The sequence below is a fragment of the Rhizobium mulingense genome, from assembly GCF_029194105.1.
Lineage (GTDB): Bacteria > Pseudomonadota > Alphaproteobacteria > Rhizobiales > Rhizobiaceae > Rhizobium > Rhizobium mulingense.
On sequence record NZ_JARFVE010000006.1, the window covers coordinates 301,927 to 326,432 of the forward strand.

The 24,506-nt window shown below is 62.5% G+C and carries 24 protein-coding genes; 20 read left to right on the plus strand and 4 right to left on the minus strand.

Annotated features, from left to right (window positions below; all coding sequences use genetic code 11):
* Positions 1-14: 14 nt before the first annotated feature.
* From PYR71_RS16525 to PYR71_RS16540, 4 genes are read left to right on the plus strand one after another with little or no spacing between them, the layout of a single operon-like run.
* On the plus strand, positions 15-1,043 hold the full coding sequence (locus PYR71_RS16525) for an ABC transporter permease (protein WP_275620110.1): 1,029 nt from the start codon (positions 15-17) through the stop codon (positions 1,041-1,043).
* On the plus strand, positions 1,040-1,942 hold the full coding sequence (locus PYR71_RS16530) for an ABC transporter permease (protein WP_275620111.1): 903 nt from the start codon (positions 1,040-1,042) through the stop codon (positions 1,940-1,942). The genes PYR71_RS16525 and PYR71_RS16530 overlap by 4 nt, the downstream gene beginning before the upstream one ends.
* The gene (locus tag PYR71_RS16535) at positions 1,929-2,774 is read left to right on the plus strand and encodes an ABC transporter ATP-binding protein (RefSeq protein WP_183915629.1); all 846 of its coding nucleotides are present in this window, start codon (positions 1,929-1,931) and stop codon (positions 2,772-2,774) included. Before PYR71_RS16530 ends, PYR71_RS16535 begins: the two co-directional genes overlap by 14 nt.
* Complete coding sequence (locus PYR71_RS16540; protein WP_275620112.1) at positions 2,771-3,514, plus strand: ABC transporter ATP-binding protein; 744 nt, start codon at positions 2,771-2,773, stop codon at positions 3,512-3,514. Before PYR71_RS16535 ends, PYR71_RS16540 begins: the two co-directional genes overlap by 4 nt.
* On the opposite strand, the gene PYR71_RS16545 is transcribed toward PYR71_RS16540, so the two are convergent.
* Positions 3,501-4,040: an NADPH-dependent FMN reductase gene (locus PYR71_RS16545; protein WP_275620113.1), complete on the minus strand. Its 540-nt coding sequence runs from the start codon at positions 4,038-4,040 to the stop codon at positions 3,501-3,503. The two genes, PYR71_RS16540 and PYR71_RS16545, sit on opposite strands and share 14 nt — an antisense overlap.
* Entirely contained in the window at positions 4,037-5,092 is a 1,056-nt protein-coding gene (locus tag PYR71_RS16550; RefSeq protein ID WP_275620114.1) for a LacI family DNA-binding transcriptional regulator, read from the minus strand. Before PYR71_RS16550 ends, PYR71_RS16545 begins: the two co-directional genes overlap by 4 nt.
* A gap of 189 nt (positions 5,093-5,281) precedes the next feature.
* Here PYR71_RS16550 and PYR71_RS16555 point away from each other — a divergent pair, with 189 nt between their 5' ends.
* The 5 genes from PYR71_RS16555 to PYR71_RS16575 all read left to right on the plus strand — a co-directional run bounded on the left by PYR71_RS16555 (position 5,282) and on the right by PYR71_RS16575 (position 12,426).
* Positions 5,282-7,804 (plus strand): hypothetical protein, encoded by a 2,523-nt coding sequence (locus tag PYR71_RS16555; RefSeq protein ID WP_275620115.1) that lies wholly within the window; start codon positions 5,282-5,284, stop codon positions 7,802-7,804.
* 169 nt (positions 7,805-7,973) lie between these two features.
* Positions 7,974-9,233 (plus strand): ABC transporter substrate-binding protein, encoded by a 1,260-nt coding sequence (locus PYR71_RS16560; protein WP_275620116.1) that lies wholly within the window; start codon positions 7,974-7,976, stop codon positions 9,231-9,233.
* Between the two features lie 11 nt (positions 9,234-9,244).
* Complete coding sequence (locus PYR71_RS16565) at positions 9,245-10,282, plus strand: carbohydrate ABC transporter permease (RefSeq protein ID WP_275620117.1); 1,038 nt, start codon at positions 9,245-9,247, stop codon at positions 10,280-10,282.
* The gene (locus PYR71_RS16570; protein ID WP_275620118.1) at positions 10,279-11,328 is read left to right on the plus strand and encodes a carbohydrate ABC transporter permease; all 1,050 of its coding nucleotides are present in this window, start codon (positions 10,279-10,281) and stop codon (positions 11,326-11,328) included. Before PYR71_RS16565 ends, PYR71_RS16570 begins: the two co-directional genes overlap by 4 nt.
* An 18-nt stretch (positions 11,329-11,346) precedes the next feature.
* Positions 11,347-12,426 (plus strand): ABC transporter ATP-binding protein, encoded by a 1,080-nt coding sequence (locus tag PYR71_RS16575; protein ID WP_275620119.1) that lies wholly within the window; start codon positions 11,347-11,349, stop codon positions 12,424-12,426.
* Positions 12,427-12,487: 61 nt separating this feature from the next.
* Here PYR71_RS16575 and PYR71_RS16580 read toward each other — a convergent pair whose 3' ends face one another.
* Complete coding sequence (locus PYR71_RS16580) at positions 12,488-12,670, minus strand: hypothetical protein (RefSeq protein WP_004673791.1); 183 nt, start codon at positions 12,668-12,670, stop codon at positions 12,488-12,490.
* A 380-nt stretch (positions 12,671-13,050) separates the two neighbouring features.
* On the opposite strand from PYR71_RS16580, the gene PYR71_RS16585 reads away from it, so the two are divergent.
* From PYR71_RS16585 to PYR71_RS16610, 6 genes are all read left to right on the plus strand, one after another.
* On the plus strand, positions 13,051-13,257 hold the full coding sequence (locus PYR71_RS16585; RefSeq protein ID WP_275620120.1) for a hypothetical protein: 207 nt from the start codon (positions 13,051-13,053) through the stop codon (positions 13,255-13,257).
* 8 nt (positions 13,258-13,265) lie between these two features.
* Complete coding sequence (locus PYR71_RS16590) at positions 13,266-13,640, plus strand: GFA family protein (protein ID WP_275620121.1); 375 nt, start codon at positions 13,266-13,268, stop codon at positions 13,638-13,640.
* A gap of 158 nt (positions 13,641-13,798) precedes the next feature.
* Positions 13,799-15,091: an efflux RND transporter periplasmic adaptor subunit gene (locus tag PYR71_RS16595; RefSeq protein ID WP_275620122.1), complete on the plus strand. Its 1,293-nt coding sequence runs from the start codon at positions 13,799-13,801 to the stop codon at positions 15,089-15,091.
* A 12-nt stretch (positions 15,092-15,103) separates the two neighbouring features.
* Positions 15,104-15,820 carry an ABC transporter ATP-binding protein gene (locus tag PYR71_RS16600; RefSeq protein WP_275620123.1) on the plus strand — a complete coding sequence of 239 codons (717 nt, stop codon included), beginning with the start codon at positions 15,104-15,106 and terminating at the stop codon, positions 15,818-15,820.
* A complete protein-coding gene (locus PYR71_RS16605; protein WP_275620124.1) occupies positions 15,810-17,012 on the plus strand; it encodes an ABC transporter permease in 1,203 nt (400 codons plus the stop codon). Before PYR71_RS16600 ends, PYR71_RS16605 begins: the two co-directional genes overlap by 11 nt.
* Positions 17,013-17,327: 315 nt before the next feature.
* Positions 17,328-17,942 (plus strand): GntR family transcriptional regulator, encoded by a 615-nt coding sequence (locus PYR71_RS16610; protein ID WP_275620125.1) that lies wholly within the window; start codon positions 17,328-17,330, stop codon positions 17,940-17,942.
* A gap of 48 nt (positions 17,943-17,990) precedes the next feature.
* Here PYR71_RS16610 and PYR71_RS16615 read toward each other — a convergent pair whose 3' ends face one another.
* Entirely contained in the window at positions 17,991-18,803 is an 813-nt protein-coding gene (locus tag PYR71_RS16615; RefSeq protein WP_010060954.1) for a ferredoxin--NADP reductase, read from the minus strand.
* 345 nt (positions 18,804-19,148) lie between these two features.
* On the opposite strand from PYR71_RS16615, the gene pcsA reads away from it, so the two are divergent.
* From pcsA to PYR71_RS16640, 5 genes are read left to right on the plus strand one after another with little or no spacing between them, the layout of a single operon-like run.
* Positions 19,149-19,877, plus strand: a complete 729-nt coding sequence (gene pcsA / locus PYR71_RS16620) for a phosphatidylcholine synthase (protein ID WP_183915599.1) — start codon at positions 19,149-19,151, stop codon at positions 19,875-19,877.
* A 10-nt stretch (positions 19,878-19,887) separates the two neighbouring features.
* Positions 19,888-20,868 carry a quinone oxidoreductase family protein gene (locus tag PYR71_RS16625; protein ID WP_275620126.1) on the plus strand — a complete coding sequence of 327 codons (981 nt, stop codon included), beginning with the start codon at positions 19,888-19,890 and terminating at the stop codon, positions 20,866-20,868.
* Positions 20,869-20,907: 39 nt separating this feature from the next.
* Positions 20,908-22,476, plus strand: a complete 1,569-nt coding sequence (locus tag PYR71_RS16630; RefSeq protein ID WP_275620127.1) for an ABC transporter ATP-binding protein — start codon at positions 20,908-20,910, stop codon at positions 22,474-22,476.
* Complete coding sequence (locus PYR71_RS16635) at positions 22,466-23,551, plus strand: ABC transporter permease (protein ID WP_275620128.1); 1,086 nt, start codon at positions 22,466-22,468, stop codon at positions 23,549-23,551. The genes PYR71_RS16630 and PYR71_RS16635 overlap by 11 nt, the downstream gene beginning before the upstream one ends.
* The gene (locus tag PYR71_RS16640; RefSeq protein ID WP_183915591.1) at positions 23,548-24,468 is read left to right on the plus strand and encodes an ABC transporter permease; all 921 of its coding nucleotides are present in this window, start codon (positions 23,548-23,550) and stop codon (positions 24,466-24,468) included. Before PYR71_RS16635 ends, PYR71_RS16640 begins: the two co-directional genes overlap by 4 nt.
* Positions 24,469-24,506: the final 38 nt, after the last annotated feature.

Genomic DNA, 24,506 nt, shown 5'->3' on the forward strand with positions numbered 1-24,506 from the left:
CGAGGCAGCCGATCATGAAGGAACTCTCTGTAGCCGAATTTGGCCGACGCCTGGCGCATCTGCTCGTCAGCCTGTTCATCCTCCTCTGTGTGACCTTCGTGATCGGCCGCGTCCTGCCCATGGATCCCGTCGGCGCCATCGTCGGCGAGCTTGCCGATCCCGCCGCCTATGCGGCGATGCGAACGCGTCTGGGGCTCGATCTGCCGATCTATCAGCAGTTCTTCCTCTATCTGAACGGGCTCGCCCATGGTGATTTCGGTACGGCCGTGCTCACGGGCAATCCCGTCTCTTCGGACCTCGCTCAGGCGTTTCCGGCAACGTTCGAACTTGCGACGCTGGCGGTGATCATTTCGACTTTTGTCGGCGTTCCGCTCGGCCTGGTCGCGGCATTGTTTCGCGACAGCCTGATCGACAAGGTCGCCCGCGTCGTCGCCCTCGTTGGACACTCGATCCCGGTCTTCTGGTTTGGCATCGTCGGGCTCGTGATCTTTTACGCCGGCCTGAATTGGGTCGGCGGGCCGGGCAGGGTCGATGTGTTTTACGAGGGTCTCGTCACCCCGCAGACCGGGCTGTTGCTGGTCGATAGTCTCCTCCAGGGCGAGACGGAGATCTTCTGGAATGCGCTCGGCCATATCATCCTTCCGGCCATTATCCTCGCCTATGCCGCGATGGCCTACATCACCCGCATGACCCGCAGCTTCACGCTGGAGCAGTTGAGCCAGGATTACGTCATTGCGGCCCGCGCCAAGGGTGTGAGCCCCTTCGGCACGATCTGGCGCCACGTCCTGCCGAACATAGCCGTGCAGCTGATCACCATCCTGGCCATTTCCTATGGCGGATTGCTCGAAGGCGCCGTCGTGACCGAGATCGTCTTTTCCTGGCCGGGCATCGGCCAATACATGACGAATGCGCTGATGATCGGCGACATGAACGCCATCGTGGCCGGCACCATCATTGTGGGATTCATTTTCATGCTGTTGAACTTCCTCGCCGACATCGCCTACGCGACATTTGATCCGCGCATGCGGGAGACGGCCCGATGAGCGATGTTATCCGCAGCGACATCCGGATTCGCCCTCCGAGCGTGCCAATCCGCATGGCGGCGTCGTTTGCGCGGGCCGGCCGCAAACTGGCTGCCGAGCCGCTTGGCCTTGCCGGTTTTGTCATCCTCGGTCTGCTTTGCCTGATCGCGATCTTCGCGCCGCTGCTGGCGCCTTACGATCCGGTCATCCAATCGCTCGGGGACGCCCTGCAGCCCCCGAGCCTGGCGCATCCGGCCGGCACGGACGAGTTCGGTCGCGATATTCTGAGCCGCCTCATCTTCGGCACGCGCATCACCATCCAGACCGTGCTATCGATTTCGCTGATCGTCGGGCCGATCGGTCTTTTGATCGGGGTAGTCGCGGGCTTCTTCGGCGGACGCATCGATGCGCTGCTGATGCGCGCCACCGATATCGTTCTTTCTTTCCCGTCGCTGATCCTGGCGCTTGCTTTTGCTGCGGCGCTCGGCGCCGGCTTGACCACCGCGATCATCGCGATCTCACTCACCGCCTGGCCACCGATCGCCCGGCTGGCGCGTGCCGAGGCTCTGGTCGTCAGAAACGCCGACTATGTTGTGGCCGCCCGTCTCTACGGCGCCTCGCCGATCCGCATTCTTCTCGTTTATATCGCCCCCATGTGCATTCCCTCGGTCATCGTACGCCTGACCCTCAACATGGCCGGCATCATTCTGACGGCGGCTTCGCTCGGATTTCTCGGGCTTGGCGCCCAGCCGCCTGCGCCGGAATGGGGCGCGATGATCTCCAACGGCCGCAAGTTCATGCTCGACTATTGGTGGGTCGCGGTCATGCCGGGTATCGCCATCCTGCTGACGAGCCTTGCCTTCAACATCGCCGGAGATGCTCTGCGCGACATTCTGGATCCCCGCCATGCAAGATCGTGATCTCCAGCCCGTTCTTTCCGTCAAGGCGCTGAATGTCCGGTTCGGCCGAGGCGCCGTGCCCGCCGTCTCCAACGTCAGCTTCGATGTCGGCCGCGAACGTGTCGGGATCGTCGGAGAATCCGGTTCTGGCAAATCGACGACGGGCCGGGCGATCATGCGCCTTTTGCCGCCGGCGGCGATCGTTTCTGCCGAGCGCATGGATCTCGCCGGCAGTCCGCTTTTGGCAAAGAGCGAGCGCCAGATGGGCGCACTGCGCGGCAAGGACATTGCACTGATCATGCAGGACCCTCGCTATTCGCTGAATCCGGTGCTGTCGATCGGCAAGCAGATCGCCGAGGCTGCCCGCCTTCATCTCGGCCTGCGCGGCAGCCAGGCGCAGGATGCTGCCCGCGCCATGCTGGAGCGCGTGCGCATCAGCGATCCTGACCGGGTCATGGCGCTCTATCCCCACCAGATATCCGGCGGCATGGGGCAGCGTGTGATGATCGCCATGATGCTCTTGGCGCGGCCGAAGCTCGTCATCGCTGACGAACCGACCTCGGCGCTCGATGTCAGCGTGCGGAAGGACGTGCTGCTGCTGCTCGACGAACTGGTGCGGGAAAACAATTCGGGCCTGCTTCTGATCAGCCACGACATCCGCATGGTCGCGGCCTTCTGCGAACGCATCATCGTCATGTATGCCGGCCGGATCGTCGAAACCCTGACCCGTCTCGAAGAGGCCCGCCATCCCTATACCCGCGGCCTGATAGCGGCGCTGCCCGACCCGAAGAGCCCGGTGCGCCGGCTCGCGGTTCTCGACCGGGCGAAACTCGATCTGGAGGCGGTGCAATGATCAATGTGCGTGACCTCGATGTCGTCTTCGGATCGGGTAAATCGACAAACCATGTCGTCAGGAGCATCAGTTTTCAGGTCAAGCCCGGCGAGACGCTCGGCATCGTCGGCGAATCCGGCTGCGGCAAGTCGACGGTGCTGCGCTGCCTTGCCGGGATGGAGGCCGGCTGGACCGGCCAGATCGAGCTCGGCGGAAAGCCGATCGGCAAGAAACGCTCCCGCGAGGAACTGACGCTTGCCCAGATGGTCTTTCAGGATCCTTATGGATCCCTGCATCCCCGCCATCGCATCGGCACCGCGCTCGCCGAGCCGCTGCGCGCCATGCGCCATTCCGAGATCTGGGCGAAGGTCGAAAACGCATTGATCCAGGTGGGCCTGCCGGCAAGCTTCGCCAATCGGTTTCCGCACGAGCTTTCCGGCGGACAAAGGCAGCGCGTAGCGATTGCCCGGGCGCTGATCCTGTCGCCGCCCATCCTGCTTCTCGACGAGCCGACATCGGCGCTCGACGTCTCTGTCCAGGCCGAAATCCTCAACCTGCTCGCCGATCAGCGTGAGGAGAAGGGGCTGACCTATCTGCTCGTCAGCCACGATCTCGCGGTCATCGCCCATATGTGCGACCGGGTGCTGATCATGAAGAATGGCGGCTTCGTCGACGAACTCACCAGGGCGGATCTGCAGGCGGGCACCACGCATGATGCCTATGCGCGCGAGTTGTTCGAGGCGAGCTTCATGGAAGCCTGACGGCTGGCGCGCAGTAATTTGCGAAATCGTCGAGGAAACGGCGCATTTCCTCCTGATGCCGAGGGGCGGAAAGATGTGCGGCAACCTCATCAGGGGAAAGCTTCATCAGAGGAATCCGCAGGAAAAGGTCCTCGTTGAAACGATCGCTCAGCGTGGCGAGAATGATGCGAAGCTGGTGGAGCATGTCGTTGCCGCGATGCGACGCATGTGCAAGCACGATCGGTTTGCCGATCACCTCGTTGCGGGAGACGAGCCAGTCGATGGCGTTCTTCAGCCCGCCTGGAATCGATCGGATATATTCGGGGCTCGCCAGGATCAGCCCATCTGCCTCGGCAATCGCCTTGGCAAGCGCCGACACGGCAAGCGGCGGGTCCAGTTCAAGATCGGGCGAAAAGACCGGAAGCTCTCCCAGACGATCATAGACCGAAATCTCAAGCATCGAGCCGGCAACTGACTGCAGAGCGTAAAGCATGGCGGTGTTGGTGGAAGCCCGGCGGGCGCTTCCTGAAATGGCCAGGAATTTCATGATTGCGGCGCAAGCTCCTGCGGATGGCTGACGGTTGCGACGCTGCCCCTTTCGACGAGATGGCAGGCGAGCTCGACGCGCCGGCGCGGGGCGGCAAGCCCGAGCATCATGTCGCGCAACAGATCGAGCGCGGTGGCGCCAAGTTCGCGCATCGGAATGTGCACAGTCGACAGCGGCGGATTGAGAAAGGCCGATTGCGGTAGGTCGTCGATGCCCATGACCGAGACGTCCTGCGGCACGGCATATCCCATCGCCTGCAATCCGTGCACGGCGCCATTTGCAAGGCTGTCGCCCGCCGTCAGGATTGCGGTGAAGGACAGGCCCTTGTCGCGCACGAGGCGGGTAACTGCCTCGGCGCCCAATTCCGGCAGCCAGTCGTCGACCTCGAGTACCAGCTCGGCGTCGGCTTGCAGCCCGTGATGCAACAGAGCGTCGCGCCAGCCCTCCAGGCGCCGCTCGATCGTCCGCCGTCCCGGCCGCAGCATGAACAGGATGCGTTCGTGGCCGGCCTTGATCAGCCGCTCGGCGGCAATGAAGGCCGCCGAGCGGTTGCAGGGCGTCACGCTCGAAAGCCGCATATAGGGATCGTCGGTATTGACGAGCACGACCGGTTTTCCCAAGCCGGCGGCCGCCGCCAGCATATCCTCCTCATCGACGGTCAGGATCAGCATGCCGCCGAAGCTCGCATCGTCGCGCATCTCGGCGATGACGCGGGCTTCGTCCGTCTTGTCGGCAACGGGGCGCATCGCCATCTCGATGCCGAGCGCGGCGGCACGCGCATTCAGGCCTTCGAGCACGTAGAGGGTGAATTGGTTGCGGACGTAGTCGATCATCGCCGCGCCGGAGGCGACGAGCATGACCTTCTTGCCGGCAACACTGGCCGGCAGGGCATAGCTAACGGCGCTGGCCGTCTCCAGCACCAGCTTGCGGATCTCGGGCCTGACGCCTTTTTCACCGGCGAGCGCCCGGGAGACCGTGCTGATCGACACGCCGCATCTTGCGGCGATGTCGTCGAGGCGCGTGCGCCTGCCCTTTTTCTGCTCCGCGGCCATGACATCTCCTCGCTCCCGCTCCTTTATGCAAAAATCTTTCACGTTGCGCAAATGCAATGCCTATGCACAATTGCCCCCGAGGAGTCCGCGATATGCGGCAGAGCAGGGAGGCTTTGAAGATGCGGCTTGACCGCCATCCATGCGTCGGGGTTTTCTCGAAAATCCCAAGGCAGCCGGAGCAGGTTTCAGATGGCCGCTGAGCAGCTCTCCCATCTCCGCCGCGAAACCGCCAGGAATAGCCCGATCGTCTATTGGCAGCTCGGCCCTCTGTCGCAGGCGCGCTACGATGTCGCCAACCGGCCGATGGAAGGCAGCATGGATCCGTTTTTCTTCGTCACCAAGACGAAGAACTTCATCCCGCATGAATATCCCTGCCGCACCGAATTCAAGACATCCTTCTCCGGCCAAAGGCCGCAACCTTTTGGCGAATTCGAGGACATCCGCTGGTGGCTTCCCTTTGCCTCGCCGCGTGTCGATCTCTCCGGCTTCTGGTTCCGCCCGACACGCATCGGGTGCTGGGCGCGCACCTTCCTTGATGCCGGCACGGCCGGGTCAGCCAGGCTCCGCCTGTCGACCTGCGGCGGCGCCATCCTCTTCGTCAACGGCCGCGAGCAGGGCTTCATGGCGCCCTACGAGCGCAATCTGGAAGCCCAGCAGATCTTCGAGGTTGAGCTCGCCGCCGGCCTCAATGAGATCCGAATCTATTTCGACGATCTCGCCGAGCGCGACGCCCGCTTCTATTTCCAGCTGGATTATCTCGACGGCCCGGCAGTCGAAACATCACTTCCCGTTCCAATCGCCGCCGATGAGGCGGACGGGCTGGAGGCGATCCTCGAAGGCATGCGCTTCGATCGCACCGCCTATCTCGGCGAGGACGTGACGATCCTGTTTCCCGCACCGCTGCCGCTGGCGCTGGGCTGCCATGTCGAGATCGAAGGCGACTTCATGTCGACCGAGCGCTTCGACTATGATTTCGCGCTGGAAAAAGGCGCGACCAAGCTGGCGCTCGGAAGCTCGGCTGATATGCCAGCCGATTTCCGCCATTTCCGCATCACCCTCCAAACCGGTGCACTGTCCGTCGCCCGCACCCTCGGTGTCGAGATCTGTCATCCCGCGCGTCAAGGGCCGGCGCCGGCTGCGCTGGAAGATCGCATCGCCGAGGCGCTTGCCGAGGTCGCCGCCCATTCCGAGCCCGATACGGTCTGCGCTTTCGCCCGACTGGCGCTAGGGCAGGGCGGCGAGGAGACCGAGGCGATGATCTCGGCCATGCTGCCCGTCATCGAGGATTGCCACGACTGCGCCGATTTCGTGCTGGTGCCGCTGCTGTTTGCCTATACGCGCTGGAGCGATCTTCTGTCACCGGAACTGCGCGCCAGGATCGAGCAGGCCGTCCTCAACTACCGCTATTGGATGGACGAGCCCGGCAACGACGTTCAGTGGTATTTTTCGGAAAACCACGCGCTGCTCTTCCACACCGCCGCCTATCTCGGCGGTCAGCTTTTCCCCGATGCCGTCTTCATTCGCTCCGGCCGCACCGGCGCGGAGCAGATGAAGGTCGGCGAAGAGCGGGTTCGTGCCTGGCTCGATCATTTCGAGCGCTGGGAAATGGCCGAATGGAATTCCGTTCCTTATTTCCCGATCGACCTCAAGGGCCTGACGGCGCTCGCCGCCTGCGCGCCTGACGAGACGATCCGCGCCCGCGCCAATGCCAGCATCGTCCGCCTGATGTTGATCGTCGCCCGCTCGGCCCATCATGGCATGCTGACCGGCAGCCAGGGCCGCTCCTACGAACATACGCTTCGCCCCGGCCGCTCGGTCGAACTATCAGGCATCGCCCGACTGCTCTGGGGCCGCGGCTGGTACGGCCGGCGCGTCCACGCGCTGCCGCAGCTTGCCGTCTGCATCCGCGATCACGGCCTGCGTTTTCCAGAGGCGCTGGCCGAAATCGCCTCGCACCGGTCTGATGAGGCGCAGGAATGGACCTTCTCGCAGGGCGAAAACCGGTTCGCTGCCCTCTATCATTACAAGACGCGCGACACCGCGCTCGGCACCATCGCCCATTATCGCCCCGGCGCCTGGGGCTATCAGGAGACGGTGCTTCACCTGCGCCTGAGCGACCGGCCGGAAGCGCAGATCTGGATCAACCATCCCGGCGAAACCATCCAGTTCGGTTACGGCCGACCGAGCTACTGGGGCGGCTGCGGAACGCTGCCGCGCGTGCATCAGTATCGCGATCTGGCGGTTCTCGATTTCTCCATCCATCAGGGTCAGCCGGAATTCACCCATGCCTGGTTCCCGCTTGAAGCTTTCGACGAGACGACGCTCGACGGCAATGTGGCGCTTGCCCGCTCTGGTGGCGGCCTCGCAATGCTGATCGGCAACGGGCCGCTGGAGCCGGTGAAGCACGGCCCGACCACGGACATGGAACTGCGCCTGGCCGGCCGCAGCGGCCGCTGGATCGTCCGTCTCTCCGATCTCGGTCGCGAAAGCGGTCTCGACGGCATGCGGGCTCGTTTCGCCGCGCACTCGGTCCGGCGCGACGGCGAGGGTGCCTTGGTCATCGTCGATCCGGATTATGGCGAGGTCATCTTCGAGGAGGACGGCACGGTGCGCGCCGAAGGCCGCATTCTTCGGCCCTCGGACTGGTCGGTGAGGGGAGACGCGGTACATCTCACGATACCGGGCAGGCAGCTTCGGCGGGCGGCCTCGTAGAAGACGCGCCGGGCAGGTGGAGGACCCGGCCGGACCTGCTGCATAATTCCTTAAATCGGAATCGATTTAAGGATAAAATTATGCAGCAATTCAGAGTGTTACAGCGTCCTTTGCGCGTCTGAAAAGAGGCGCGGCGCTGTAGGAATTCATCGGTCAGGAGGAGGAGAAAATGACCAGAATGAAATCGATCGGCGCGGCTTTCGCTGCCATTCTCTTGAGCTCGGTCGCCGCCCACGCCGGCGACGTGCGCATCATGTGGTATTCCGACGGCGGCGAAGGCGCTGTCATCAAGGATCTGCTGGCGCGCTTCTCCAAGGCCAATCCCGATGTCAACGTCATCCTCGACGAGGTCTCTTATGACGTCGTCAAGGAGCAGCTGCCGGTACAGCTCGAAGCCGGCAAAGGGCCGGATATCGCCCGCGTCACCAATCTGAAGGCGCAGGCGCAGCACTGGCTCGATCTTCGCCCGCTCCTTGCCGATGCGAAATATTGGGACGACAATTTCGGCGCCCAGGCTGATTGGATGCGCCCAGACGGCTCGAACGCCATCACCGGCTTCATGACCCAGCTGACGCTGACCGGCGGCTTCGTCAACAAGACGCTGTTCGAACAGGCCGGCGTCGAAATTCCCGGCCCGAAAGCGACCTGGGATGACTGGGCGGCCGCCGCCAAGAAGGTCGCCGACAGTCAGAAGGTGTTCGCCATGGCGATCGACCGCTCCGGCCACCGCGTCTCCGGCCCGAACATTTCCTACGGCGCCAACTACATCGCTGCCGACGGCAAGCCGGCGCCGATCGATCAGGGATCCAAGGAATTCCTCAGCCGCTTCGTCAAGTGGAACGAGGAGGGGATCGTCAACAAGGATGTCTGGGTCAGCGCCGCCGGCACCACCTATCGTGCCGCGGCTGAGGACTTCATCAATGGCGGCCTTGCCTATTATTACTCGGGAAGCTGGCAGCTCTCCGGATTCGCCCAGAAGATCGGCGACAGCTTCGATTGGGTGATGGCTGGAAGCCCCTGCGGCACGGTCGCCTGCACCGGTATGCAGGGTGGCGCTGGCCTCGTCGCGGTCAAATACACCAAGAACCCGAAAGACGTCGCCAAGGTCATGGATTATCTGGCGGGCGCCGATGTCCAGAAGGAGTTTGCTGAGCGCAGCCTGTTCATTCCGGCGCATAAAGGTGTCGCTGCCGGCCAGATGGACTTCAAGACCGACAACCCGCATGTAAAGGCGGCGCTGAAAGCCTTTGTCGAATCGGCGGCGCAGACGGCCGCGCCCGCCATGAAGCTGCCCGGCTGGAAATGGTCGGACGCCTATTACAGCGCGATCGTTGCCCGCATCAGCCAGGTGATCGCCGGCGAGATGAAGCTCGACGACGCCTATGCCCGCATCGACGAGGACATCAAGGCCAAGGTCGGTGCCAACTGACGGAAAAATGGATGGCGGACGCAACGGTTTCTTCCAAAGCGCCGGCAAAGGCCGGTGTTCGGCAGGCGCTTCTGGCGCCTGTCCGTCTTGTTATGGGGATCGTCGATGTTCCCATGCGCGGCTGGCAAAAATTGACCGGCCTGAACGGCATGGCGGGTATCTTCCTAGCGCCTAACATGCTGATCTTCAGCGTCTTCGTGCTCCTGCCGCTTGTCATCAACTTTATCTATTCGACGACGAGCGGCAGCGGCATCTTTCTGCAGAACAGGACCTATGTCGGCGCCGAGCAGTACCGAATCCTCTTCGACTGCGGCTCCTATCTCGATCCCGCGACGTGTGCGGCCGACACCTTCTGGGCGGCGGTGCGCAACACCGCCGTCTTCGTCGTCTTCCAGGTGAGCGCGATGCTGATCGCGGCGCTGGCGACGGCTTTGATCCTCAATCGCGAGCTTTCCAATCGCGGCTTCTGGCGCGCGGTGTTCTTCTTTCCGGTGCTGCTGTCGCCCGTCGTCGTGGGTCTGATCTGGAAGTGGATCCTGCAGCGCGAGGGGCTGTTGAACTATGCGTTGAGCCCCTTCGGCTTCGAGCCCTTCTCTTGGCTGAGCGACCGTTTCTGGGCCTTCTTCTTCGCCGTCTTCATCTCTGTCTGGGCCCATATGGGCTTCTATGCGTTGATCCTGCTCGCCGGCCTGCAGGCGATTCCGAAAGATCTCTATGAGGCCGCCGCAATGGACAAGGCGAGCCCCACCCGCATCTTCCGGCGCATCACCCTGCCGCTTTTGATGCCGAACCTCATCGTCGTCCTGGTCCTGGCGCTGATCCGCGCCGTGCAGATCTTCGATGAGGTCTTCGTGCTCACAGGCGGGGGCCCCGGCACCAGCACCATGTACATTACCCAGTATATTTACGAGACCGGCTTTGCGAGTTCGTTGCGCAATCCGGGGCTCGCATCGGCCGCTTCGATCCTGATGGGCATCGTGCTCGTCATCCTGACGCTGGTCCAGCTCGCCGCCAGCGGCCGCAACGAGAAGAAGGGGAAACGCCAATGAGCGCCGTCACCACCTTCCTGCTCCGCCGCCGCGGCCGCGGCTGGCACTGGACCGACGTCGTCACCTGGATCTGGCTGATCTCAGGCGTCTTCCTGATGTTCGGCCCGGCCGTCTGGCTCGTCTTCTCCTCCTTCAAGACGCCGGCGGCGCTCGCCGAGTTCCCGCCCTCATTGCTGCCCTATGTCACCGAGCAGGCCGTGGTGCCGGGCTACGACAAACCGCTGCCGCTCTATAACGTGACCATGCCGGATGGCAGCAAACGCGTGCTCGCCGAAGTCCGCCGCATCGGCATCATGGGCCAGATGATCGATCCGAAACAGCCAGGCGAAATCATCAAGGTCAACATCAAGGATCGCACGCCGGTGCGTAAGGTGGAATTTGCCGCCGGCAACTACACCGAGCCTTTCCAGCGCTTCGACTTCTTCCTGTTCCTGCGCAATTCCGTCTTCGTGACGGTCGTGGCGACGGCAATCACGCTGCTCGTCAATTCGATGGCCGCCTTCGCGCTGTCGAAGTATCAGTTCCCCGGCCGCACTGCCGTCATGTTGATGATCCTGGCGACGCTGATGGTGCCGCTCTCGGTCATCGTCGTGCCGCTCTATTCCGTCATCGGCAGTTTGAACCTCTTCGACAGCCTCTGGGGCGTTATCCTGCCGACGGTCGCCACCCCGACGGGCGTCTTCCTGCTGCGGCAATATATGCTGACCATCCCCGACGAGCTGATCGACGCCGCGCGCATGGACAAGGCCAGTGAATGGCAGATCTACTGGCGTATTATCCTACCGCTGTCGGCCCCGGCGCTGGCGGTGCTGGCGATCTTCTCGGTCGTCTGGCGCTGGAACGATTTCCTCTGGCCGCTGATCGTGCTGTCGCGCAAGGAACTCTACACGCTGCAGGTCGGGCTCAACGTCTATGCCGGCGAGCTCAATGTGCAGTGGCATTATATTCTTGCCATGACCGTTGTCTCGATGATCCCTGTCGTGCTGATCTTCGTCTTCCTGCAGCGCTTCATCACCACTGGTATCGCCGGCTCCGGACTGAAATAATATGACAGGGGAGAGTGCATGAGCGGGCTCGAGCTCAGGAACATCGTCAAGAATTTCGGCGCCGTCGAGGTCATCCGCGATGTCTCGCTTTCGGTCAACGACGGCGAATTCATCGCCTTCGTCGGCCCGTCCGGCTGCGGGAAATCGACGCTCCTGCGCCTGATCGCCGGCCTCGACAAGCCCACAGGCGGCAGCATCGCCATCGACGGCAAGGATGTCACCGAGATCGGCGCGGCCGACCGCGGCCTTGCCATGGTCTTCCAGTCCTATGCGCTCTATCCGCATATGAGCGTCAGGGAAAACCTGGCCTTCGGCCTCGAAAATACCAAGGTGCCCAAGGCCGAGATCGAAGCCCGCATCGCTGACGCTGCCCGCATGCTGGAGATAGAGCCCTTCCTGCAGCGCCGCCCGGGCCAGCTCTCCGGCGGCCAGCGCCAGCGCGTCGCGATCGGCCGCGCCATCGTCCGCCGCCCGGATGCCTTCCTGCTCGACGAACCGCTGTCGAACCTCGATGCCGAACTGCGTGTCACGATGCGCGCCGAGCTCGCGGCCCTTCATGCCCGGCTGCAGGCGACGATGATCTACGTCACCCACGATCAGGTCGAGGCGATGACCCTTGCCGACCGCATCGTCGTGCTGAGAAGCGGCCGGATTGAACAGATCGGAACGCCGCTGGAACTCTATAACAAGCCGGCCAACCGCTTCGTCGCGGGCTTCATCGGCGCACCGCACATGAATTTCCTGGAAGGCTCAATCATCGGGCACGAGAACGGTTTTGCCGAGGTAGAAACCGTCGGCGGCCATCGCCTTTCGGTCACTGCCCGGGAGACGTGCCCGGCGGGCGAGAGAATCAGCATCGGCATCCGGCCGCAGCACATCACCCTGGCCGATGGAGCCGCCGCAGGCCGGCTGGACACAAGGGTCGTCCTTGTCGAGGAACTGGGGTCCGAAACTGTCGTCCACACCGAGGTATCAGGCAAGAAACTGATCGCGGTCTTCGCCGGCCAGCAGCAGATGAAATCCGGCGACAGCCTGCCACTCCATCTCGATCCCGCCGTGCTGCACCTCTTCGGCGAAGATGGCCAGCGCTTGTCCTGAGAGCCGAAAAGGCCCGCACCGGAATGGAGGCGCGGGCCAGAATTTTCACATCACGACAGCTTTAGTGGCTGTTCTTGTGGCTTTGTTGACCAGCCTTTACATGCTGCTCATGGCTGCCGCCGCGGGTTCCGCTGGACTGCGCGTCGCGGCCGCCTGAAGAGGCGCTGCGGGTATTGGAGTCGTTCTTGTGACTCTGCTGCCCAGCCTTGACGTGCTGTTCGTGCGTTCCACCTTGGTTTGCCATTTGGTTTCTCCTTGGTTTTATCAACTGAGGCCACGTCGACCTCGGGTGAACAACCTCGCTCCGGCACGTGCGTTCCGCATTTTAATATTTCGTGATCTCATGCCGAAACGAGAGGGGAGGAAGCGGACCGGGCGGATAGGGAGCTCGCCTGCCGTTTCGTTGGCCACCGGGAGAAAGCGGAAAAATCCCGATGTTCTCCAGCACCGCTGCGTCCGCTTGGCGCGGCCCGCAACCTCGCTTCGAAAACCGGGTATCGGCGAAAAGGTTCCAGGAAAATCAGCCGCATCCATCCCGCCTCACGGTCCACAAGCGTCCGCTCGACTCTTTCCTATTCGATCTGCCGCTCTAACTTAAAAGGCACCAGATAAAAGGAGGAAACCATGACCGACGCACCGAAAATGGCCCCGGCGCGAAGAGTTCTGCGTGGCCGCCCCTACAGCTTCAGCGAATTCGCCAGGAAATACCGGTTGGACGACAAGGAGGCCAAGCGTCTCTATGAGAAGTTCGGGCCCTCCGCCACCGAACTCGATCTGCTGATGGCGGCAAAGCGCCGTCCTCCGGGGCTGCCCACCAGTCTCGATTCTTGACGGCCGCGATGCGAAGGCGAACCGGAAGCTGCCTTTGCGGCGCGGTCGCCTACAGTGTAGAAGGCGAGCCGCTCCGCGTGGGCCTCTGCCATTGCGCCGATTGCCGCAAATCGAGCGGTTCCGCCTTCGTCTTATTCGCGGTCTGGCCGCGACAGGACTTTTCCCACACCGGCGAAATCGCCACCTTCGCCGGTCGCAGCTTTTGCCCTGTCTGCGGCGGCAGGCTCTTCTGCCTGCAGGAGAAGACGGTGGAAATCCGGCTCGGCTCGCTCGACAGTCCTCCGACCGACCTCGAACCTACCGAAGAACTCTGGATCAAGCGGCGCGAAGCTTGGCTGCGTGAGTTGCCGGGCGCGGGGCAATATGCCGAGGATACGGGCTGAGAGCGCTTGCGCGCTAAAACCTGACTTTTCTTACCAATATTTCATTTCGCCCGTCCGCAAATCCGTGCCAGTTCGGCGGCAACGCTAATTCCCGGTTCATCTGCGGTGTGATTAGTTCATTGCAGGGCCGAGGCGGCCACTGACTGATCGAGGATGACATGAATAAAATTGTGAGCGGCAACGAAACCGGAGCAAAGGCGGGCCCGACGCCCGACCTCGCAGCGGTTCTTGCCGCATCGGGAAAGCGGGACAGGCGCAGCCGCTGGCGCGGACGCCTGCTCATCCTGTTGATCCTCGCCGCTGCCGCCGCGGCTGCCGCTTATGTCTATGCCGGCAGCGGGCAAAGCGAAGTGAGCTACACGACTCAGCCGGCAAAACGCGGCGACCTGACGGTGCTTGTCACCGCCACCGGCTCGGTGCAGCCGACCGAGCAGGTGGATATATCGAGCGAACTTTCCGGCACCGTCCGCGACGTCAACGTCGATTACAACAGCACGATCAAGGCGGGCGATGTGTTGGCGCAGCTCGACACCAACAAGCTCGAGGCGGATGTGAAGAGTTCGCGCGCCAAGGTCAATTCGGCCAAGGCGAATGTCGCCAAGGCCAACGCCGATCTCGAATCGGCAAGCACCTCGCTCGAGCGGTTGAAGAGTCTGGTGAGGAGCAATGTCTCCACCCAGCAGAGCCTCGACGATGCCACCTACAAATATGATTCCGCTGTCGCCGCCAAACAGATCAACGAAGCAGAGGTGCTCGCCTCGGAAGCCGACCTGCAGCTTGCCGAGGTCAATCTCGCCAAGGCTAAGATCATTTCGCCGATCGATGGTGTCATCCTCACTCGCTCGGTCAATCCCGGCGCCACCGTCGCAGCCTCGCTTTCGGCGCCGATCCTCTTCACCATCGCCGGCGATCTGAAGAAGATGGAGCTGCAGGTCGATGTCGACGAGGCCGATGTCGGCAAGATCGCCGTCGGCCAGAAGGCGAAATTTACCGTCGACGCCTATCCCGACCGGTCCTTCCCCGCGGAGATCGAGCAGATCCGCTTCGCGTCCGAAGTGGTCAACAACGTCGTGACCTACAAGGCTGTCCTCTCCGTCGACAATGCCGATCTGCTGCTGCGCCCCGGCATGACGGCGACCGCCGATATCACCGTCGAGGCCGTCAAGGATACGCTGATGGTGCCCAATGCGGCGCTCCGTTATGCCCCGCCGCAGGTCGAACGCCGCGGTCGCGGCATTATGGGAATCTTCGGCCCGCCACGCCGGCGCGGCGGCAATGCAGCACAGGCGCTGACGGGCGCGGAACGCCGTGTATGGGTGCTGCGCGACGGCCGCCCCACGCCTGTCGTCATCCAGGTCGGGTCGTCCGACGGGCAGTTCACCCAGGTCGTTTCCGGCGAAATCAAGGAAAACGATGCACTGGTGACCGACGCTGCGGTGCGGACGAATTAGGCGGAGAGACGGATGACAAGCCCGCCGCTCATCGAATTCAGGCAGGTCTCGAAAATCTACGGCGAGGGCGAGGCGGCGATCCGCGCCCTCGACCATGTCGACCTGGCGATCGCCGCCCATGAATTCGTCGCGATCATGGGGCCATCCGGCTCCGGCAAGTCGACGGCGATGAACATCCTCGGCTGCCTCGACGTGCCGACATCGGGCGAATACGTCTTCCAAGGTATTGCGACCAGCGACTTCGACCGCAGCCATCTGACGTTCTTGCGCCGCCACATGCTGGGCTTCGTCTTCCAGGGCTTCAACCTGCTGTCGCGCACCTCGGCGGTCGAGAATGTCGAATTGCCGTTGATCTATCGCGGCATGGCGGTGCGCGAGCGGCGCGAACGGGCGCGCGAGGCCCTGGCGCTGGTGGGCCTCACCGGGCGCGAGCACCACAAGACGCAGGAACTGTCGGGCGGTCAGCAGCAGCGCGTCGCCATCGCCCGCGCCATCGTCACCGAACCGGCGCTGCTGCTTGCCGACGAACCGACGGGCAACCTCGACACCAGGACCAGCGTCGAGATCATGGATCTGCTGACGCGGCTGAACCGCGAGCAGGGCATCACCATCGTCATGGTCACGCATGAGCCAGATATCGCCGCCTATGCTGAGCGGCTGCTGCGCTTTGTCGACGGCAAGCTCGAGACCGAGGTGGAGCACCGGAGGAGGGCGGATCATGTTCTTTGAGACGCTCAAACTCGCGCTACGCGCCATCAGCCGCAACATGCTCCGATCCTTCCTCACCGTGCTCGGCGTCGTCATCGGCGTTGCCGCCGTGATCGCTTTGGTGACGATCGGCAACGGCACGACCGCGCAGGTTTCGACCGAACTGTCGCGGCTCGGCACCAATATGCTGTTCGTCCGCCCCGGCCAATTCGGCCCCGGACGCGCGAGTTCCGAGGCCAAGCGTTTCAGCGTCAAGGACGTCGCCGCCATCCGCGACCAGATTGGCGGCTTAAGGGCCGTGGCGCCGCTCAACCAGTCGACCGCGACCGTGATTTTCGGCGGCCAGAACCATTCGACCAGCGTCTCGGGCACCACCAACGATTATTTCATCGCGCAGGACTGGAACCTGGCGCTTGGCCGCATCTTCACGCCCGCCGAGGAACGCGGCCAGTCCCGCTGCATCATCGGCGAAACGGTTCGCTCGCAGCTCTTCGGCGCCGCCGATCCAGTCGGCCAGCAGATCCGCGTCGGCAAGGTCTCGTGTCCTGTGATCGGCGTGCTCGCCAAGCGCGGCCAGTCCGGCATGGGCACTGACCAGGACGATGTCGTCATCATGCCGGTAAAGGTGTTCCAGCGGCGCATCAGCGGCAACAGCAACGTGCCGCAGATCATCATCTCGGCGCGCGACGGCGTCTCCACGGCCAAGGTGCAGGCTGACGTCGAAAACCTTCTGCGCGAGCGCCGCAAGATCATTCCCGGCCGCCAGGACGATTTCAACGTCAACGACATGACGCAGATCGCAGAGGCGATGACCGGCACGACGACGCTTCTGACCGGCCTGCTCGGCGCGGTCGCCGCGATCAGCCTGCTCGTGGGCGGCATCGGCATCATGAACATCATGCTGGTCTCCGTCACCGAACGAACCCGCGAAATCGGCATTCGCCTGGCGATCGGCGCGCTCGAAAACCAGGTGCTCACCCAGTTCCTGGTCGAAGCCGTGGCGCTCTCGCTCTTAGGCGGCATCACCGGCATCGTGCTGGGCTTGAGCCTTGGTCTGGTGGCGGTGACCCTCCTGAAAGTCCCCTTCGTCTTCAGCCCGATGATGGTCGCCGTCGCCTTCCTCTTCTCCGCCGCAATCGGGATGATCTTCGGCTATTTCCCGGCGAGGCGAGCAGCCCAGCTGAATCCCATCGAGGCGCTGCGGCATGAGTGACGCGCCGTGGCAAAACGCGTGATATACCTCCCGGTGAGTTGGGAGGAACGTCAACCCTACTCTCCGTCATCCTCGGCCTTTGAGCCGAGGATCAAGTTGGCGCTGGTGGATGCGGTGTGGATGCTCGGCTCAAGGCCGAGGAAGGCGGAGGGTGAGACGGCGAAATGAGTCCTTTCGTGGCGTAGACGCCCTGAGTCTCCGAAACTCACGCCGCTGTTATCTATTTGTCTCTGTTTGATATTTCAATGCCGACTTGTCTTCGGTTTTCGACCGTGCCACTATGTGATATATCAGATTAGGCGGCGGATTTTCAGCATGCAGACGTCACAAAGCCATCGTGCCTATCTTGCGCTGGAGCATCTGATCGTCACGCTGGCGCTGAAGCCGGGCGCCCTCGTCACTGAGAAGCAGCTGATCGATCTGGCGGGCCATGGGCGTACGCCCGTGCGCGAGGCGATCCAGAAGCTGGCTTGGCAGGGGCTGATCCTGGTGAAGCCGCGCGTCGGGCTGCAGGTGGCCGAAATCGCGGCGGAGGATCACGGCAATGTCATGCAGGTGCGCCGCGAGCTGGAGCCGATCGCGGCTTCATTGGCGGCCGAACATGCGACCGACGAACAGCGCGTCCGCCTCATCGACTGCGCCCGAGCGATGGACGATTGCGCCGTGACCGGCGATCTCGCCGGCTTCTTCGCCGCCGACAAGGCCTTTGACGAAATTCTCGAGGATGCCTGCCCGAACGGTTTTATCGTGGCAGCACTCGCCCCGGTGCAGACGCATTCGCGCCGTCTCTGGTATTCCACCGCAAACCCCGAGCGCATGGATCTCGCCATCGCGCTGCATGTTGCCGTCATTCGCGCCATTCAGCAGGGCAGGCCGAAGGAGGCGCGCGCCGCCATGACGGTGCTGATCGACTATCTCGCCGCCAAATAGAAACGGCCCCGTTTCCGGAGCCGTTATCAGATATGCATGTCGGAGCTATCAGCCGACGAAAGCGCGTTCGATGACGAACTCAGCGGGCTTGCTGTTGGCGCCTTCATTGAGGCCGGCCTTCTCGAGCAATTCCTTGGTGTCCTTCAGCATGGCCGAGGAGCCGCAGATCATGCCCCGGTCGATTGCCGGATCGAGCGGCGGCACGCCGAGATCGGTAAACAGCTTGCCTGACGAGATCAGGTCGGTGATGCGGCCGCGATATTCGAAATCCTCGCGGGTGACGGTCGCATAATGGCGCAGCTTGTCGCCGACGACTTCTTTCAGTAGCTCGTCATTCTGGATCTCATGAACCAGGTCGAAGCCGTATTTCAGCTCTGCGACATCGCGCGTTGTATGGGTGAGGATGACTTCCTCGAACTTTTCATAGGTCTCGGGATCGCGGATCAGGCTGGCGAAGGGCGCAACGCCGGTTCCCGTCGAGAACATGTAGAGGCGACGGCCAGGCGTCAGCGCGTCGAGCACCAGCGTGCCCGTCGGCTTCTTGCGCATCAGCACCTGGTCGCCCGGCTTGATCGCCTGCAGATGCGAGGTCAGCGGACCGTCCGGCACCTTGATCGAGAAGAACTCGAGCTCCTCGGCCCAAGCGGGGCTGGCGATCGAATAGGCGCGGAAGACCGGCTTGCCCTCGACCATCAGGCCGATCATCGCGAATTCGCCGGAACGGAAACGGAAGCCCTGCGGCCGGGTCATCGTGAAACGGAAGAGCCGGTCGGTGTAATGCGTCACGGCAAGCACCGTCTCGGCGTAAACGCCGGCGGGGATGGACGAGGCGAAGTCTTCGGTCTTTGCAGGCGCGTTCATTGCGGTAGAGGATCCCGTTTCGTCGGATGAACCATCAGATGCGAGGCAGATATTACATATCCGGCCGGAATTAAAGGCATTCCATTCCATGCAGCGCTCATGAAAGGAAATATGCATGTCCCTGTCAGGATTCAATGGCTGGCGGGGAATGTCTCATTTCCCGCTGGCGAAGCCCGGCAAAGGATGCATATTAGAGCGGCGCGCCGCAAACGCCTGCGAATATCATGCAAAAACGGTGCGACAACAAAGACCTACGACGCCGAACCCGATTGAGCAAAGAGGGTCCGGTGATAGTGGCGAAAAAGAACGCTTGCCGGGGCGAGCGCGATAGGGCGGTCGGGGAATATGAAGATTTTCAACTACAAGCGCGTTCCTTACGCGGAGATGCGCGCCTTTTCCGTCCATATATTGACGGCCTCCGGTTCCTTCCTGGCCTTTCTCGGCGTCGTCGCCGCCGCCGAGCACCGCTTCATCGACATGTTCTGGTGGCTGGGTCTTGCCCTCCTCGTCGACGGCATCGATGGCCCGATCGCCCGCAAGGTGCGCGTCAAGGAAGTGCTGCCGAACTGGTCGGGAGACACGCTCGACAACATCATCGATTACGTCACCTATGTGTTGCTGCCGGCCTTCGCGCTCTATCAGAGCGGCATGATCGGCGAGCCCTGGTCCTTCGTCGCAGCCGGCATGATCGTCGTCTCCAGCGCTATCTATTATGCCGATATGGGCATGAAGACGGAGGAATATTTCTTCTCCGGCTTTCCCGTCGTCTGGAACATGATCGTCTTCACCCTGTTCGTCATCGATGCCAGCGCGACGACCGCGCTTGCCGTCGTCATCGTTTCGGTGGTGCTGACCTTCCTGCCGATCAATTTCCTGCATCCGGTCCGCGTCCAAAGGCTGCGCCCGCTCAATCTCGGCGTCTTTTTCCTCTGGTCGGCGCTCGGCATCTATTCGCTGCTGAAAAATTTCCAGACGCCTGAATGGGCGCTCGTTCTCTTCATTGTGAGCGGGATCTATCTTTACGTCATCGGCGCGGTGCTGCAATTCTTCCCGGCCCTCGGACGGAAATCTTAAGGACGGCAATATGACGAAGACCCAGGCAGTTTCATTCTCGAAGACCGGCGGACCTGATGTTTTCGAGTACGTCGACATCGATCTTGCACCACCCGCGGCAGGTGAAGTGCAGATCCGCCAGGCAGCAATCGGCCTCAACTTTATTGATGTCTATTTCCGCAACGGCTCCTACAAGGTGCCGCATCTTCCTTTCGTCACTGGTAAGGAGGGGGCTGGCGCTGTGACAGCAGTCGGCCCTGACGTTACCGATTTCAAGGTCGGCGATCGTGTCGCCTATGCGAGCGCCGACGGCGCCTATAGCGCTGAACGCAATATTGGAGCGCGCCATCTGGTGCATGTGCCCGATAGCATAACGCTCGAAACGGCGGCGGCCATGATGCTGAAAGGCATGACCGCCGAATATCTCCTGAACCGCACCTTCAAGGTCGGCCCTGAGACGGTGCTGCTGTTTCATGCCGCCGCCGGCGGCGTTGGACTGATCGCCGGCCAATGGGCAAAGGCGCTCGGCGCCACCGTCATCGGCACGGCAGGATCGGAAGACAAGGTCGCGCTGGCGCTAGAACACGGCTACGACCATGTGATCAATTACAAGAGCGGAGACTTCGTCGGTCGGGTCCGCGACATAACCGGCGGCAAGGGCGTCGACGTCGTCTATGATTCGATCGGCCGCGATACTTTTCCACAGTCGCTCGACTGCCTGAAACCGCGCGGTCTGTTCGCCTCCTTCGGCCAGTCCTCCGGCCCGATCGAGAATTTCACCCTTTCCCAGCTGGCGCAGAGGGGCTCACTCTTTGCGACGCGGCCGACACTCTTCACCTATATCGCCGCGCGACAGGAACTGATCGACAGTGCGAAAGCGCTATTTGATATTGTGCGAAGCAACAAAGTGCGTATCAATGTCAATCAAACCTATCCGCTGCGTGAGGTTGGGCGGGCTCACGCCGATCTGGAATCAAGAAAAACAACAGGAACGACGCTGCTGATTCCATGAGATCCGAACGGACCGATTGGCAGAAGAAATGAGGGGAACGTGTCGCCATTGAATGTGCCGGATTCCGGTGCGTTACTATCCGTCCAGAAGCTGACGAAGTTTTTCGGTGGCTTTGCCGCCTGCAATGAAATCGATCTCGATATCGCGCCGGGTGAAATTCATGCGCTCCTCGGCGAAAATGGCGCAGGCAAATCCACGCTGGTCAAGATGCTGTTCGGCGTTCTGGAGCCGACCCATGGTCAAATCCTCTGGGACGGCACGCCGGTCACCGTCGCTTCGCCCGGTGAGGCCCGCAGGCTCGGCATCGGCATGGTCTTCCAGCATTTTTCCCTGTTCGAAGCGCTGACGGTCGCCGAGAACATCGCGCTGTCGCTCGATGACACCATTCCAATCGACAGGATCGCCGAAGAGGCGAGGGCGCTCTCGGTCGCCTACGGCCTGCCGCTCGACCCGCATGCTCATGTCGCCGATCTCTCCGTCGGCGAACGCCAGCGCATTGAGATCGTCCGGGCGCTGCTGCAGAACCCGAAGCTCATCATTCTCGATGAGCCGACCTCGGTGCTGACGCCGCAGGAAGCCGACAGGATGTTCGAAACCCTGTTCAAGCTGCGCGCCGAGGGCCGCTCTGTTCTCTATATCAGTCACCGCCTGGAAGAGGTGCAGCGTATCTGCGATCGCGCCACTGTGCTGCGCCATGGCCGCGTGACCGGCGCCTGCGATCCGAAGCAGGAGACGCCCGCCTCGCTTGCCCGCATGATGGTCGGCAGCGAGGTGGCGACCGTCACCCATCCCGAGCGCTCGGACAAGGGCGAGGTGCAGCTTGCTGTGACGAACCTGTCGGTTGCCGCGCGCACGCCCTTCGCCATGCCGCTACGCGATGTCTCGATGACCGTTCGGGCCGGCGAGATCCTGGCGATTGCCGGGGTCGCCGGCAATGGGCAAAGCGAATTGTTCGACGCACTCTCCGGCGAATATCCGGTCGTTTCGGCCGAAGCGATCGTTATCCGGAAGAAGCCCGTGGGTACCGAGGGGATAACGGCCCGCCGCCTGCTCGGCGCCGGGTTCGTGCCGGAAGAGCGCCATGGCCATGCCGCCGTTTCAGCCATGAAGCTGTCGGACAATCTGGTGCTCGCCCGCAGTCAGTCGGATCGCAAGGCCTTTCTTGGCGTGCTCGGCATCATTCGCCATGGCGCGGTGAAATCGGCCGCACGGCGCATCTCCGAGGCAATGGATGTCCGCAAGAGCGGGGACGACCCAGCCGCGGCCTCCCTTTCCGGCGGCAATCTGCAGAAATTCATCGTCGGCCGCGAACTCGACCGCCAGCCGGCCCTCCTCGTTGTCAACCAGCCGACCTGGGGCGTCGATGCGGGAGCCGCAAGCCGCATCCGCCAGGCGCTCGTCGATCTTGCAAAAGCCGGCTCCGCCGTCGTCGTCATCAGCCAGGATCTCGACGAGATCTTCGAGGTCGCGACCGATATCGCCGTCATCTCCGAGGGACGCCTTTCCCACCCCTATCCGGCCGGCGAGCTGACGCGCGAAAAGATCGGCCTGCTGATGGGCGGCCTGCATGACGCCAAGCCTGCCGCGGAGGCTGCCCATGCGCATTGAACTCGAGAAACGCGCCGAGGTTTCGAAGCTCTTTGCCTTCGTCTCGCCGCTGCTGGCGCTTGTGCTGACGCTCGCCTTCGGCGCCATCATGTTCGCCATGCTCGGCAAGGACCCGGTCGAGTCGCTGGACGCTTTTTTCGTCGAGCCGCTGCTCGAGGTCTGGTCGCTGCACGAACTGGCGATCAAGGCCGCGCCGCTGATCCTGATCGCCGTCGGCCTTGCCGTGTGCTATCGCTCGAACAACTGGAATATCGGTGCCGAGGGCCAGTTCACCATCGGCGCCATCACCGGCTCCTATCTGCCGATCGTCTTCTACGACTGGCACTCGCCGTTCGTCCTGCCGTTGATGCTGATCCTGGGAGCCCTCGGCGGCGCGCTCTTTGCCGCCATTCCGGCCCTTTTGAAGGCCCATTTCAACACCAATGAGATTCTGACGTCGCTGATGCTGGTCTATATCGCCCAGCTCTTCCTCGATTGGCTGGTGCGCGGCGCCTGGCGCGATCCGCAGGGATTCAACTTTCCGGTCTCGCGCGATTTCGCACCCGAAGCCGTGCTGCCGGCGATCTGGGAGGAATCCGGCCGGGCCCACTGGGCCTTTATTTTCGCCATCATCGCGGCATTCGGCGTCTGGTTCATGCTGCGTTATACGCTGAAAGGCTTCGAGATCATCGTGCTCGGCCAGTCTGAGCGGGCAGGGCGCTTTGCCGGCTTTTCGTCGAAGAAGATGATCTGGTTCAGCTTTCTCTTCTCAGGGGCTCTTGCTGGTCTTGCCGGTATCTCGGAGGTTTCCGGCTCGATCGGCCATCTGCAGCCGGCGATCTCGCCAGGCTACGGCTTCACCGCCATCATCGTCGCCTTCCTCGGCCGGCTCAATCCGCTCGGCATCATCGCGTCCGGCCTGGTGCTGGCGCTGACCTACCTCGGCGGCGAGGCCGCACAGCTGTCGCTCGGCGTCTCGGACAAGGTCACCCGCGTCTTCCAGGGCCTGCTGCTCTTTTTCGTGCTCTCCTGCGATACACTGATCTACTACAAAATCCGCATCGTCTGGTCGCGGTTGAGGAGCGGCGCGGTATGAGCATTTTCGAAGCCATTCTGCTGACGGTTATCACCGCCTCGACGCCGCTTGTCATCGCCGCGCTCGGCGAACTGGTGACGGAGCGATCCGGCGTTCTCAATCTCGGCGTCGAAGGCATGATGATCATGGGCGCGGTTGCCGCTTTTGCCGGAGCGCAGACGTCGGGCTCGCCCTATGCCGGGATCATCTGCGGGATAGCGGCGGGTGCGCTGTTCTCGCTGCTGTTCGCCTTCCTGACGCTGACGCTGGTGGCCAATCAGGTGGCGACGGGACTGGCGCTTACGCTTCTCGGCCTCGGCGCATCCGGCATGCTCGGGGAGCCCTATGTCAGCGTTCCCGGCATTCGCCTCGAAGAGATCGTCGTTCCGATCCTGTCGGATATTCCCGTCATCGGCCATGTTCTGTTCAGGCAGGATCTGATCTTCTACCTGTCGATTGCGCTTGTGATCGGCGTCAGCTGGTTCCTGTTCCGCAGCCGGGCCGGGCTGAAGCTGAGAGCAATCGGTGACAGTCATACGTCGGCGCATGCGCTCGGCATCGGTGTCATCCGCACGCGCTACCTGGCGGTGATGTTCGGCGGCGCCTGCGCCGGCCTTGCCGGAGCGCAGCTCTCGCTCGTCTATACGCCGCAATGGGCGGAAAACATGTCGGCCGGCCGCGGCTGGATCACCCTGGCGCTTGTCGTTTTCGCTTCCTGGCGGCCGTGGCGGGTTTTTGCCGGCGGGTATCTCTTCGGCGCGGTCACCATCCTGCAGCTGCACGCTCAGGCCTTCGGCCTCGGCATTCCCTCTCAGTTTCTGTCGATGCTGCCCTATGCCGCGACTATTGTGGTTCTCATCATCATTTCTCATAATCGGCGCACGACGATGATCAACACGCCGGCATCGCTTGGAAAAGCTTTCGTGCCGGAGCGATAAACCAACAACAACAGACGGGTTTCCGGAATAACTTCAAA

Coding starts and splice junctions, on each gene's coding strand:
- PYR71_RS16525 (WP_275620110.1), top strand. CDS start 15: ATGAAGGAACTCTCTGTAGCCGAATTTGGCCGACGCCTGGCGCATCTG.
- PYR71_RS16530 (WP_275620111.1), top strand. CDS start 1,040: ATGAGCGATGTTATCCGCAGCGACATCCGGATTCGCCCTCCGAGCGTG.
- pcsA (WP_183915599.1), top strand. CDS start 19,149: ATGAAGATTTTCAACTACAAGCGCGTTCCTTACGCGGAGATGCGCGCC.
- PYR71_RS16535 (WP_183915629.1), top strand. CDS start 1,929: ATGCAAGATCGTGATCTCCAGCCCGTTCTTTCCGTCAAGGCGCTGAAT.
- PYR71_RS16590 (WP_275620121.1), top strand. CDS start 13,266: ATGCGAAGGCGAACCGGAAGCTGCCTTTGCGGCGCGGTCGCCTACAGT.
- PYR71_RS16545 (WP_275620113.1), bottom strand. CDS start 4,040: ATGAAATTCCTGGCCATTTCAGGAAGCGCCCGCCGGGCTTCCACCAAC.
- PYR71_RS16555 (WP_275620115.1), top strand. CDS start 5,282: ATGGCCGCTGAGCAGCTCTCCCATCTCCGCCGCGAAACCGCCAGGAAT.
- PYR71_RS16640 (WP_183915591.1), top strand. CDS start 23,548: ATGAGCATTTTCGAAGCCATTCTGCTGACGGTTATCACCGCCTCGACG.
- PYR71_RS16575 (WP_275620119.1), top strand. CDS start 11,347: ATGAGCGGGCTCGAGCTCAGGAACATCGTCAAGAATTTCGGCGCCGTC.
- PYR71_RS16585 (WP_275620120.1), top strand. CDS start 13,051: ATGACCGACGCACCGAAAATGGCCCCGGCGCGAAGAGTTCTGCGTGGC.
- PYR71_RS16610 (WP_275620125.1), top strand. CDS start 17,328: ATGCAGACGTCACAAAGCCATCGTGCCTATCTTGCGCTGGAGCATCTG.
- PYR71_RS16565 (WP_275620117.1), top strand. CDS start 9,245: ATGGCGGACGCAACGGTTTCTTCCAAAGCGCCGGCAAAGGCCGGTGTT.
- PYR71_RS16560 (WP_275620116.1), top strand. CDS start 7,974: ATGACCAGAATGAAATCGATCGGCGCGGCTTTCGCTGCCATTCTCTTG.
- PYR71_RS16540 (WP_275620112.1), top strand. CDS start 2,771: ATGATCAATGTGCGTGACCTCGATGTCGTCTTCGGATCGGGTAAATCG.
- PYR71_RS16600 (WP_275620123.1), top strand. CDS start 15,104: ATGACAAGCCCGCCGCTCATCGAATTCAGGCAGGTCTCGAAAATCTAC.
- PYR71_RS16635 (WP_275620128.1), top strand. CDS start 22,466: ATGCGCATTGAACTCGAGAAACGCGCCGAGGTTTCGAAGCTCTTTGCC.
- PYR71_RS16595 (WP_275620122.1), top strand. CDS start 13,799: ATGAATAAAATTGTGAGCGGCAACGAAACCGGAGCAAAGGCGGGCCCG.
- PYR71_RS16580 (WP_004673791.1), bottom strand. CDS start 12,670: ATGGCAAACCAAGGTGGAACGCACGAACAGCACGTCAAGGCTGGGCAG.
- PYR71_RS16615 (WP_010060954.1), bottom strand. CDS start 18,803: ATGAACGCGCCTGCAAAGACCGAAGACTTCGCCTCGTCCATCCCCGCC.
- PYR71_RS16550 (WP_275620114.1), bottom strand. CDS start 5,092: ATGGCCGCGGAGCAGAAAAAGGGCAGGCGCACGCGCCTCGACGACATC.
- PYR71_RS16605 (WP_275620124.1), top strand. CDS start 15,810: ATGTTCTTTGAGACGCTCAAACTCGCGCTACGCGCCATCAGCCGCAAC.
- PYR71_RS16570 (WP_275620118.1), top strand. CDS start 10,279: ATGAGCGCCGTCACCACCTTCCTGCTCCGCCGCCGCGGCCGCGGCTGG.
- PYR71_RS16625 (WP_275620126.1), top strand. CDS start 19,888: ATGACGAAGACCCAGGCAGTTTCATTCTCGAAGACCGGCGGACCTGAT.